Here is a 12,045-nt window from a genome sequence, read left to right on the forward strand (position 1 = left end):
TGGGTTGCTCGGATCTAGTATGAATATAAGCAATTATGAAATTGATTCACTTAAGTAATGTATTATGGCAACTCGTTGCCTGCCGAAAGATAGATATCATACCATTCTTGCCTTGTTAATTCAATATCAGAGGCTTTTGCTACGTCAGTTAAACGTTGGGGATTCATCGTACCAACAACGGGCTGGATGTTGGCGGGGTGGCGTAGAATCCATGCTATCGCCATCGCAGAATCAGTAACGCCTTTGCTTTCAGCAAGTTCTTGTAGTTTCGCATTGACTTCCGGAAATTGCTCATTGCCGACAAATGGACCCTGAATCATTCCGTATTGGAACGGCGACCACGCTTGGATAGTCATATTGTTCAAGCGGCTGTAATCGAGAACGCTGGTGTCTCGGACTGTTGCTGGATCATGCCGCATGTTCACATTTAAGCCGGCATCAATCATCGGCGTATGCATGACACTAAGTTGCAGCTGATTCACGATCAAGTCTTCTTCAAGATATTTTTTTAATAATTCAATCTGCATCGGATTATGATTACTCACGCCAAAGTATCGAACCTTCCCGCTTTTCTTTAACTCAGAGAATGCTTCGGCAACTTCCTCTGGTTCAACTAAGGCATCCGGACGATGAAGCAACAGAACATCAATATAGTCGGTGTTTAGCCGCTTAAGGCTACCATCAACCGATTCAAGAATATGTTCTCTGGAAAAGTCAAAGAAACCATCGCGAATACCGCACTTTGTCTGAAGGGTCATCTTTTCCCGAACGGATGGATTCATGTCAATCGCGTCAGCAAACACTTCTTCCGACTTGCCACCCCCATAGATATCGGCATGATCAAAAAAATCAACCCCAACATCCACGGCTTTTTCAATCACGTTTGCAGCTTCTTTTTTGGACAGCTTATTCATACGCATACAACCTAAGGCTATTTCGCCCACTTCTAAGTCACTATTTCCTAATTTGATTTTTTTCAAGAGACAACACCTCTCTTTGTATGATGATGACATTTTAACACTTTGTTATGGATCGTTGAATCTCCGCATAAAAATGGTTACTTGACTTAACTGAAGGTCAGATTCATCGTTATATTTTACTATTCCGATAACTGGTCAATTTCTCTTTGCCAATTTATCTTATTTATTTTATACTACCATAAAGTTTTATATAAGTAGTAGTATATGTATTAGTTTGACAATTGTTTCTCCAAAATATGAATATATTGGAGAGGGACTCGAAGGCTTGTGGAACATGGAAACAAGCTTGGAATGAGTGCTATCTCATTCGAAATGAATGTATTAAAAAACTTCATTGGGGGATTGTATGGCGACAGCAGATGAATCTACAGATGCTAGTATGAAGAAAGCAACAATTGCGACTGCAATGGGGAATTTGGTCGAATGGTACGAATATGGCGTCTATAGTTATACTGCGGGGATCATCGGCGCTCAATTTTTCCCGCAAAGCAGTAACACGGCAACTTTTTTATATGCCTTTGCGGTATTTGCCCTTTCATTCTTTTTGAGACCACTGGGGGGCATGATTTTTGGATCGATTGGAGACCGATTGGGTCGAAAGAAAATATTGACGATAACGATTGTCTTGATGTCGGCCTCAACAGCCGCAATTGGTATCATTCCGACTTATGGATCGATTGGGTTAACTGCGACATTCCTGCTGATTCTGATGAGAATGTTACAAGGTCTAGCCGCGGGCGGGGAATACGGAGGGGCGACCGTTTTTATGAATGAATCCGCACCCCATCGCCGCCGTGGCCTATTCACTAGTTTCCTTGAGTCAGGTGTTTTACTTGGATACACCATAGGGGCCGGATTTGTTGCATGTCTCACTTTTTTCCTTAACCCTGATGACATGTCAGCATGGGGATGGCGGATTCCCTTTATTTGCTCCTTACCTTTAGCATTGACTGGGATGTACCTTAGGACAAAGTTAGATGACACACCTGTTTATACTCAAATGAGGGATAATCATGCGCTGTCACAAACACCTCTTCGGGAAATGTTCCAAACGGCGCGAAAGCCACTTCTCATCGCCTTTTGCTGTGTTTCATTTGCAAATGGAGCTTATTATACACTGTTAACTTATCTTCCTTCTTATTTTGAAACGGAAATTGGGTTATCCGCAGGTGAATCTTTGACAGTGACCATGGTTGGTATGATATTTATGATGCTTCTCATCCCAATTGTTGGTATGCTTAGTGATCGATTCGGAAGAAAACTATTTATGATGTCTGCAACTGTGTTAACGATGCTTACGGCCATATCTATCATATCCTTTGTTTCTAGTGGGTCACCGGCCGGTCCGATCGTTGGCTTCTTATCCTTAGGGATACTGGTTTCACTCTTTGTTGGAGCGCACCCTTCTGCGCTTCCACCGTTATTTCCGAATCGTGTTCGAAATAGTGCCTATGCTTTTTCTTACAATGTATCGACAGCGATTTTTGGAGGCGGTGCACCTTTTATTATTACCTCGTTGAAGTCATTAAATGGAAGTCCATTAATGCCGGCTTTCTTCTTAATGTTTACAGCGATCGTAGCAATCATCGCTATTGTCATTATGCCTGAAACCGCGAAGCAACGTATTAATACCGAGAAGACAGATAACAAGAAGCTGGGACAAATCTAAAACACAAGATACTCAGAAGTCGAACAATAAGATAGAAAGCAAGGTCTAAGCGTCGTCAACATACGTAGACGCCTGCGGGAACATTATGAGCCGAAGATCCACTTGGCCAAGGGATTTTCTTGACCAAGTTAGCTGAGGCCGTGCCCGCGCGAGCGAAGGATTTTGACGAAGCAGTGATTCAACAAATCATCCGAACGGATTCATAAACAAGTTTTGTCCAATCCTCCATATAGGAGACATACAAAAACAAAGTAAAAGCAGGGTATCGGCCAAGATGTCGGTACCCTGCTTTTTCATTCTCATTTGTTCTTTGTATACCGTTTTAGGCTGAATGAAAAGGGGGCTAGCCGAATCACCGTTATTTGAATAAAAACGATATGACCCGTTAAAAATAAAGAAATAAGTTTTTCAGAGGTGTTAGTATAATGAATGAACAACAACTTTATCATAAAATTTACGTAGAAAAAGAAAAACTCGACCATTTGATTTCTAATTATTGGAGCAGCTATTCCAACATTGATACATGGTATTTTTGGGTTAATGTGGCGAGCGTGTTAATCCCCTTCATTTTACTATATATCGCCGTCGACAAGAAAAGACTATTCGAAATTTGCTTCTTTGGCTATACAGTACATATGATATGGGCAAATGTGGATACTATGCTATCTCAACATAATTACCTTGTTCACCCACATACCCTGACCTATCTCCTTCCATTTGGCATTACAATAACAGCCGTTGTATTTCCGGTGACGTTCATGTTGTTATATCAATATTGCACCAACAGGGATAAAAACTTCTACATATATACGATCATCGCATCGCTTATCTTCTCATATAGAGCTGGTGGCCTTTCTGATGTCGTTGGACTATTGAATATCCATAAAGGTATGAACTTCTTCTACTTATTCCTTATTGATGTAGCTATTGTCTACATATCTTTTTGGATGACAAAACTTTTCAGCAAATTCATGAATATGAACGGAAGAACTCAAGAAGGTAACCATTGAGTGAAGGAGTTAAGTGCCATCCATCATACCTGCCTTTTCTCATCCCTTTATGTTAATCAGCCTTGCTAACCAAAAATTAAATCGGTACCCCCATGGTTTTGATCTCCGCTGCGATTATTTATAACAATATTTTAGTCTTGGTTTTTCAAGCAGTTTTGAAAAAAGCCTAGATAATTTGAAATATTAGATGCTTTCCATGACTTGCGGTCAAACGATCCTTTAAGGAAAGGAGGCGACCACGAATGACACATGACTTTCGCAAGGCAGTGGAGAGCAAAAAACAATATTACATTGATCGACTACTGAACGCGGGCATTTACAAAGTTCGCGGTTTGCATCTCTATAGATTGACCTTAGGTGAATTAAGAATCACATGTTTTAACTACGCAATGTAAGTGATTGCTTTCCATATAAAGTTAAAGGGCTCCGCTTTGGAGCCCTTTTGATCTCATTGATATCGATTCATTTTTGATTGTACCTTAACCGGTCCATGGCTAGGCCTAATTCGCGGCCGGGTCGATCTGAACCATTGCAAGCAAAGAATGAAAATAATACCCATGTCAATGACATCTCCACCATAGTACATGATTTTCCCTCCAAGTTCTGCCTGGTCCGAGAGTATGCCGGCTGGCGGGTGACTGTAGATGACTTTTGATAGAATGCCGTGCCCGGCTAAGGCAAGGATCAATACGATGGAGCGATAGAAAAAAGAATATCGGTGGGGCATTGGATCAATATAAACCATTGATACTGTGAATAGATACCCGGCAACAAATACATGGACATGAACCATGATATGGATAAGAGGATGCTCGTGCATCAGCGAGTACAGCTCGGTGGTATACAGTAACCAAAGCCCTCCAATATTAAGAATGGTGGCAACAATGGGATGGGTATACAAGCGCGACGGCCAACTCCTTAGAATACGTGAAAGACGCCGTGCTCGAGGAGTGCTTAGCGTCCGTAGGACAAGCGTCATCGGTGCTGCCAATGCCATAAGCAGCGGCGCCAGCATCCCCAATAGCAAGTGACCAATCATGTGCACAGGGAAATCCATGTGGGCGCGATTGGCTAAAGGACCAGCAACTGACACAAGCGCGGAGAGGACGCCCAAGGTCCAGCAGACAGTACGATAGAGCGGCCAAGACTTATAACGCCGGCTGGAATGGATCGCAGCAAAGATATACATGATTAATGCCAATACAAACGGTAATGCTAAGACTAACTGAGGTATCATCCCAGCTCCCTGATGTAAGTCAGTCCCATTGATATAATAATTACTATTGTCCATGTGAATCAGTCTCTCTTCGATGTATATGTTGCATACGAATAACAAGCGTGAATCCGAGGATGATCATGAGCACAGCAAGGATGTTCCATATCAAGTCGTAGATAAACACATTGTCTACATAACGAATTTGATGAATCCGCATGAGTTTATGTTGGACGATCCCATCGTATAATTGGAATCCGCCTGCCCCAAGCAATACGCCTCCCCACCACTTCATAAGCCACAATGCATGTCGACGCCGAAGGTCGGCGAACAGGAATAATCCCGCAATGGTCGCAAACCAACTAAAAGCATGAAACAAACCATCTGAAATCAACCCAACATCGGTTGTGGATTTGTCATAGAAATGATGCCAATGCAACAACTGATGAAAAACGGTTTCATCTATGAAAGCCGCTAGACCGATTCCGAATAAAAATCCGTACCATAAATTTCGACTTGAGTAGGTAAATTCATTATTAAAATTTGAATGCATCTTCTTCGTTTCCATTTTTTATCGCTTTTGATCTCCTTTGCTATAAATCTCCGTATATCCGTGTTAACAGGAACATTAACCCAGCTCTCACTAGTTTAGCCGGATGGATTCAAAGCTAAAACCGGCTTCGTGTTTTTTAATAAAAAAAGCTGCTATATTTAAGCAGCTATGGACTTCAATGATATTCAATATTGCCCCTATTTATATGATCCCATGCATTTGCGATTCCACATCAAGACAATTGATCGCGATTGATTAACTCCGGCGGTTGTTCCATCCATCCGTGGTCAATCATGATATTAGCCCCATCTTCAACATATAACGAAACATCCAATAAACATCGTGCATATAAGGCACCAATATCTCGTCTCCCATTGAGTGAGGCTCCATTGGCATATTCCCTTATTTTCATTGAGAACATATCAATCTTATGAAAAACCATGAGTTTGTCCGAAAATGGCGGCGTGGTCGATGGGGTCACCAAATGATCTAAAATGGTTGGTGCAGGAGAATGATCTTTGTTCAACTTATCTGAAAGCATTTCGATATGCTTCTTATTAATATTCTCGCCCCGCTCCAAGTACTTTTTTACTTTCTCATGTCTTGCTCCCTGCCTAAAACCAACAATGAGCGCTTTACTTGTGATATCGTTATTAATGTTATCGAAAAGATGAGCCACTTCCAATCCATGAAGTGGCCGAACATCTCCAAGAAAACCGCTCAGGAAATCTTGTCGTTTCACAAAGTCAACTTTTTCTGGACTCGGCATAGGTTGTGCATTCGTTAAAATCCCTTTAGATTTTAAAACATCATTGACCTCAGTCATTAATTTGACAGTATCCCTCAGACTTTCAACAAAAAAATCCCTTACATCCTTTCTTGTCACTATTGGAATCGCAGCACTGTAGATGCTAATCCCAGCTTTGCCAACATATTGTAGATAATAAAGATAAAACTCATCGTAAAAGAGTCGAGGAGCATCTTGATCGACATCTTCATCCGTTAACCCAACTGGTATAGGAAAATTTTCTTTAACGAAAATCGCTTTGATATCACGGATAAATGATTCACTTAAATCCAAAGCATATTTCAATACCTTTTTAATATCCGCATCATCCACGTGTTTCAGATAGTAACTGATGACACATCTACCTAGCGTATTACCCGTGTAGGATGCCCAAAGCTTCCCCATTTCTGCTGATGTTAACGGGTTACCATGTAACTGATTTGATGATTGATCTTCTCTCATAACGCAATATCTCCCTTTACCATACTTTTTTCAAATTCATAATTGACTGGCACGAGCCATTTCTTTTAACCGTCCTGGCTAGAAGAAGATCTATCTTGTTTGAGATTTCGAATCCACAAATGAACATGTCTTCTTATATAATAGGACCAATAAGTATATTTGTTGCTCCTGCGACTCAACCATATAAAAATCGCAGCTAGTAATATCCCTACTAAATATTTCCGCACAACCAGTTCTCCTTTTTCCGTTTATTATGGTCAATAACGGTGTGCAATATGTATGGAGATGTTGTATTTACTGATGCAAAATTTAAAAAATCGGTATTGTTAACAGAAAGGAGGATCCAAGCACTAAATTTCCTGGAATCTTTTAATAAATATTCACACCGACCATAGGCCAATAAATGAAAGCTAAAACCAGGGTGACAAGAATAATGATAATTGTTAAAAATGACCCAATAACAAACATGTCACGGCTTGTATAATATCCCGTTGTGAAAGTGGTCATGTTACCAGCTGATTGTGAGGGAAATAAATAACTCGTGCTACTAGCAACAACGCAAACCATCCCTAACCATACAGAATTAAAGGAGCTTCCAACTGCAAACGTCAATGCAACTGGCATTAAGGAAGCCACCATAGCTGTAAAATTCGTAAAACATAATCGAATAGAGACAAAAAGAAGCATCATAATAAGCGGCAATGTTACACCACTGAAATTTTGCAAGTAATCTTTAATTAATACTGTCATCCATTGGACAACACCGCTCTCATCCAATGCATGGGCTATGGTAAATCCAGCAGCGAACAATAAAGGAACACCCCAGTTGATTTCCTTTCTTACTTTATTCCATTTAAGTATATCGAACCCAGGAACAAATAGGAAAATAACGACTAATACAGCTGACAATGAAATGGACATGTGATGCCATTCCTTTGTCACCCATAATCCTAATAATAGTAAATATAACCCCATCAACTTTTTTTCCGAAGCAGAAATGGGACCCAATTGATTTCTTTCTTCTAAAATATACAAATCCACGTGCTTTAAACGAATCACTTTAACGGGAAATAACCATAGAAGCAACAACCAAAATAGAAACAACACAGTTAAAGTAATTGGCATCATTACTATAAGCCAATGGACATAACCCCATTGGAAACCCAGCATGGAGTCAAATAGACTTACCGCATAAATAGATCCACCTGATCCCGTTATTAGACTTATTGTACAAATATACGGAACGAAAGTGACAATAAAAATCATTGATTTCGAAAAATTACCACTCAACTTATTTTCAAAAGCATGAATAAAACTTAAGGCAATTGGTAATAATACGGTTAAACGTCCCATTGCGTTCGGAATAATAAACGTAAGGAGAAATGCCAGAATGATGAAATTTAAAAGAATTAATTTTATCTTGCCATTGGCAATCGACAGCATAAATAATGCTAACCGTTGATCTAAATGAGTCTCTTTAACAGCTGCCCCCATAATTAACATCGAAATAATGAGCCAGATAATTTCATTTCCAAGGCCAGAAGCGGCTTCTTCAAAGGTTAGTACCTTAAATAGAGGAAACACTCCAATAACTATTAGACTCGTAATAGCTGCATGTAGGAGTTCCGTAAACCATAAAGTCATTGCAAAAAAAACAATGGCAAGACATCTCCAACCTGTTTGTTCCATTCCAGGAGAAGGGGGTACAAACAAGGATAGCAATATAAATAAAAAAGATATATAAATAAATATCACTTTAATTCTGTGTCTACTCATGACTCTCCCATTCACCTACTTCAAACATTAAAAACCTTGGAAACCCAAGGTTTTTAATCGTAAGTATTTACGCTAAAACATTCTCGCCTGTACACAAACTAATAATTTCATTAACGGTTGATAGGCTTTCAAAATGGTCAATTTTATCTATAATGTCCACAACTTTGTCTGCCCCAATAATCGGCTCAGCTAAAGTATTAAATTTATTAACTAATTGACTCTTTGTCATTGGATTTTCAATACTACCTGTAGCGTGTTCAATCTTCACGGTATACTCATTACCATTATTTAAAATGATCTTTCCAATCGCTTCATCCTCTTTCAGGTCCTTATTCACGAAAGGTTTAATTTTTGAACGAAAAGCAACAATAGCTGGATCTAAAACCTTTTCATCTTTGTATTGTATTTCACCTGCACTTCTTTCGAGGAACCCTACTGTCCCAGAATGGTAAATACTAAATTTAGCTTCCAAACCTGTCTGTGGTTCTTTTTTACCGGTTAATTCAAGAACGTAAGGATTGACAGTGACTTGAATTTCCTTTACATCTTCGGGTTCAGCATAATCTCTCAATTGAATACATGCATCAATGGAAGGATGTAAGACAATGCCACAAGCGTAAGGTTTAAAAGCATTCTTAAGTAACTCCCATTGTGAACCCCAGTTTTCATTAACCCTATTCAAATCATAATCAGGGGATAATACTGAAGCAAATCCTCTTTTGGCTTCTAATACTTGTTCTGAACTCGTAAACCCTTTTTTTGCCAACATGGCGGCTAAAAGTCCATTTTGTGCTGCTTTTCCAGGATGAAATGGCTTGGTCATTGTTCCAAACATTTCCCTTAGACCGCTGGATTGGGTTCCAGCAATGCCTAATGCCTGCAGCATTTGCCCTTCATCTAGTTTTAAAAGTAGACCTGCAGCTGTTGCCGCTCCGAACACACCTGCAGTACTTGTAATGTGCCATCCCAAATCATAATGACTAGGATATACCGCATTACTAATCCTCAATTCCACCTCACACCCAACTACAAATGCTTTAAGCGCTTCAGTTGTGTCTAGTTCATACCACTCAGACAGTGCAAAAACAACTGGAGCTACAGGACCACTGGGATGGTGAATCGTGTCTAAATGGGTATCATCAAAATCAAAAATATGTGAGGCCATCCCGTTTGTTAGAGTGGCTAACAACATATCTACTTTCTCAGACCTTCCAAAAACTGAAACTTGTTCACTTGAATTCAAATCTTTTTTTAAATCCAGAACCATATCCACAGATGGTTCATAAGCTGCCCCTATAGAAACTCCGATCCAATTTAAAATGCTTTTTTTCGCATGTTCTAGGACATTTCTTGGAATATCAGCATAAGACGTCTTTAATATATTATTGACTAACGTTTGGGTTGTCATCGTCTTCTCCCCTTATTTATGAATTTAATTTATCTATTTTGTTTAATGCTGTATTATAAGCCTTTCTAACATGAGATTTAGTGACTGCTTCCGCCAATTCAGGATCCCAACTTTCAATGGCATCAATAATCATATGGTGTTCTTTCAAATTTTGAATGGGTCTATTTTCTGATGACAGTGAAGTCGCCATAAGAAGATTGATGTTTGACTGCAATGTGTGCATAATATTTTCCAAATAATAATTTTCGGATGATTTAGCGATTTCCATATGAAATTGACTGTTGATATTTGATAACTTGTCTATATCCCCTTCTTTAACAGCTTGCTCTGCCTTCTCCATTATTTCCCTTAGTCTTTCAATTGCCTTCTCATTTTTGTTCTTTGAAATTAACTTGGCTCCAAGACCCTCAAGCAATTCACGAACCTGGTAAAGATTGCTTATCCTCTCTTTTGACATGGAAATCACTCTTACCCCTTTATGCGGTTCAGAGTTTACTAGTCCAAATTTCTCAAGGCGTCGCAATGCTTCTCGAACCGGTGTGCGGCTCACTTCTAATTTCTTAACGATTTCTCTTTCTGTTAGCATCTGGCCGGAGGGAAATTCTCCGCTTTTAATACCGTCATAAATATACTGAAAAACCCTATCCGTTTTGATGTCCTTCTCCTCTTTCATATTTATCCCCTTGTCGAGTGAATTATTGTAAGTTTTTCTTTTTATGGCTCCTTATGTTTTGTACAATTGGAACTATTAAGGTGATGATTGATAACAGTAACAATATAAGAGTCATTGGACGTGATAGGAAGAATGAAAGATCCCCATTACTAACCGTCACTGCCCTGCGAAAATTTGTTTCCATCATATAGCCTAAAACGAGTGACAATACCATTGGGGTTGTTGGAATATTAACTTTACGTAATCCATATCCAAAGATACCAAATATAATCATCACCCAAACTGGAAACATTGAATTACTGTAGGCATAAGCCCCCAGAACACAAATACCCGAAACAAAAATTGCTAGTATGCTTTTTGGAATAAGAACCACTTTTGCCCATAACCGTGCTCCGCCTAATCCTAAAACCAACATAATTGGAATAGAAACAAGAAGTGTAGCAAAAATTGAATAAGGAATATCAGGATTATCTGTAAATAACATCGGACCAGGCTTCACACCTTGTACCGTCAGAGCTCCAATAATAATAGCAGCACTGGCCGACCCAGGAATGCCAAGTGCCAACATTGGTGCAAATGCTCCTGAGACAGCAGCATTATTAGCACCCTCCGACGCTGCAATGCCTTCTGGATTTCCTTTACCAAAAGACTCTTTTTCTTTAGAAACTCGTTTTGCTTCATTGTAACTGACTAAAGAAGCAATTGTTGTGCCCGCCCCGGGGACAACTCCTATAAAATACCCGAGAATAGGCGCTCGTAACAATGTCTTCCATATTTTTTTTACTAGTGTCTTCGGTATTCCTATCCCTTTAAGTTTTTCAAGTTTTGCTGTCTTATTATGAACATCCTCTAGCATGTAGAACACTTCGGAAAGAGCAAATAATCCAATCAATGCAGGCAGAAATGGTATACCATCAAATAATGCATTTGTAAATACAAACCTTGGAGTCCCCATCACAGGATCAAGTCCAATGGTTACAATTAATAATCCTAACAATAAACTTAATATCCCCTTAACCATTGACTCCTGACTTAATGACCCAACTAAACTCAATCCAAAAATAGCAAGTGCAAAGTATTCAGTAGGTCCAAAGTGCAGTGCAAATTCTGCCATTGGTACTGCTGTGAAAATTAATAATATTGAACTCATTAAGGCACCTATGGCAGAGGACACAATAGAAATCGTCAAAGCTTTACCGGCTTGCCCCTTTTTTGTAAGTGGATAACCATCAAAAGCTGTAGCTGCAGCTGCTGGAGTACCAGGAGCATTCAATAATATCGCTGTTATCCCCCCACCATATTCTGCAGCCATATATAATGATGAGACGACTATCATGGCCATAACCGGTTCCATTGTAAAAGTAAACGGTATTAAAAGGGCAATACCTATACTTGGCGTTAATCCCGGCATAGAACCAATAAAGTATCCTATAACTATGCCCAATAGAAGTCCAGCAAAGTGATATAGATGGAAAACTTCAGAGAATCCTGTTAATAAATTTTCTATCAATGAC

General features: G+C 39.4%; 11 protein-coding genes. 3 read left to right on the forward strand and 8 right to left on the reverse strand.

The window, feature by feature from the left end:
* Positions 1-62 precede the first annotated feature (62 nt).
* Positions 63-980 carry an aldo/keto reductase gene (locus B9Y89_RS16970; RefSeq protein WP_085524371.1) on the reverse strand — a complete coding sequence of 306 codons (918 nt, stop codon included), beginning with the start codon at positions 978-980 and terminating at the stop codon, positions 63-65.
* 346 nt (positions 981-1,326) lie between these two features.
* On the opposite strand from B9Y89_RS16970, the gene B9Y89_RS16975 reads away from it, so the two are divergent.
* The 3 genes from B9Y89_RS16975 (at position 1,327) to B9Y89_RS16985 (ending at position 4,054) form a co-directional block, all read left to right on the forward strand.
* A complete protein-coding gene (locus B9Y89_RS16975) occupies positions 1,327-2,649 on the forward strand; it encodes an MFS transporter (protein ID WP_085524372.1) in 1,323 nt (440 codons plus the stop codon).
* A 425-nt stretch (positions 2,650-3,074) separates the two neighbouring features.
* Entirely contained in the window at positions 3,075-3,659 is a 585-nt protein-coding gene (locus tag B9Y89_RS16980) for a hypothetical protein (protein ID WP_085524373.1), read from the forward strand.
* Positions 3,660-3,901: 242 nt separating this feature from the next.
* Complete coding sequence (locus B9Y89_RS16985; protein ID WP_085524374.1) at positions 3,902-4,054, forward strand: Fur-regulated basic protein FbpA; 153 nt, start codon at positions 3,902-3,904, stop codon at positions 4,052-4,054.
* Positions 4,055-4,107: 53 nt separating this feature from the next.
* Here the strand turns inward: B9Y89_RS16985 and B9Y89_RS16990 are convergent, their stop codons facing one another.
* From B9Y89_RS16990 to B9Y89_RS17020, 7 genes are all read right to left on the reverse strand, one after another.
* Positions 4,108-4,929, reverse strand: a complete 822-nt coding sequence (locus tag B9Y89_RS16990; protein ID WP_441351508.1) for a cytochrome c oxidase assembly protein — start codon at positions 4,927-4,929, stop codon at positions 4,108-4,110.
* Between the two features lie 10 nt (positions 4,930-4,939).
* A complete protein-coding gene (locus B9Y89_RS16995) occupies positions 4,940-5,440 on the reverse strand; it encodes a DUF2243 domain-containing protein (RefSeq protein ID WP_085524376.1) in 501 nt (166 codons plus the stop codon).
* Between the two features lie 217 nt (positions 5,441-5,657).
* The gene (locus B9Y89_RS17000) at positions 5,658-6,674 is read right to left on the reverse strand and encodes a DUF3231 family protein (protein ID WP_085524377.1); all 1,017 of its coding nucleotides are present in this window, start codon (positions 6,672-6,674) and stop codon (positions 5,658-5,660) included.
* Positions 6,675-7,043: 369 nt separating this feature from the next.
* The gene (locus B9Y89_RS17005; RefSeq protein WP_085524378.1) at positions 7,044-8,450 is read right to left on the reverse strand and encodes an SLC13 family permease; all 1,407 of its coding nucleotides are present in this window, start codon (positions 8,448-8,450) and stop codon (positions 7,044-7,046) included.
* A gap of 67 nt (positions 8,451-8,517) precedes the next feature.
* Entirely contained in the window at positions 8,518-9,858 is a 1,341-nt protein-coding gene (locus tag B9Y89_RS17010) for an MmgE/PrpD family protein (protein WP_085524379.1), read from the reverse strand.
* 16 nt (positions 9,859-9,874) lie between these two features.
* Positions 9,875-10,531, reverse strand: coding sequence for a GntR family transcriptional regulator (locus B9Y89_RS17015; RefSeq protein WP_085524380.1), 657 nt, complete (start codon positions 10,529-10,531; stop codon positions 9,875-9,877).
* A 22-nt stretch (positions 10,532-10,553) separates the two neighbouring features.
* Positions 10,554-12,041, reverse strand: a complete 1,488-nt coding sequence (locus tag B9Y89_RS17020; RefSeq protein WP_085524381.1) for a tripartite tricarboxylate transporter permease — start codon at positions 12,039-12,041, stop codon at positions 10,554-10,556.
* Positions 12,042-12,045: the final 4 nt, after the last annotated feature.

It is taken from the genome of Tuberibacillus sp. Marseille-P3662 (assembly GCF_900178005.1).
In the GTDB taxonomy this organism is placed as follows: Bacteria; Bacillota; Bacilli; order Bacillales; family Sporolactobacillaceae; genus Marseille-P3662.

Bases quoted from the DNA above. Each gene is read 5' to 3' on its own strand.
- B9Y89_RS16995 (WP_085524376.1), bottom strand. From the start codon at position 5,440: ATGGAAACGAAGAAGATGCATTCAAATTTTAATAATGAATTTACCTAC.
- B9Y89_RS17000 (WP_085524377.1), bottom strand. From the start codon at position 6,674: ATGAGAGAAGATCAATCATCAAATCAGTTACATGGTAACCCGTTAACA.
- B9Y89_RS17005 (WP_085524378.1), bottom strand. From the start codon at position 8,450: ATGAGTAGACACAGAATTAAAGTGATATTTATTTATATATCTTTTTTA.
- B9Y89_RS17010 (WP_085524379.1), bottom strand. From the start codon at position 9,858: ATGACAACCCAAACGTTAGTCAATAATATATTAAAGACGTCTTATGCT.
- B9Y89_RS16985 (WP_085524374.1), top strand. From the start codon at position 3,902: ATGACACATGACTTTCGCAAGGCAGTGGAGAGCAAAAAACAATATTAC.
- B9Y89_RS16980 (WP_085524373.1), top strand. From the start codon at position 3,075: ATGAATGAACAACAACTTTATCATAAAATTTACGTAGAAAAAGAAAAA.
- B9Y89_RS17015 (WP_085524380.1), bottom strand. From the start codon at position 10,531: ATGAAAGAGGAGAAGGACATCAAAACGGATAGGGTTTTTCAGTATATT.
- B9Y89_RS16975 (WP_085524372.1), top strand. From the start codon at position 1,327: ATGGCGACAGCAGATGAATCTACAGATGCTAGTATGAAGAAAGCAACA.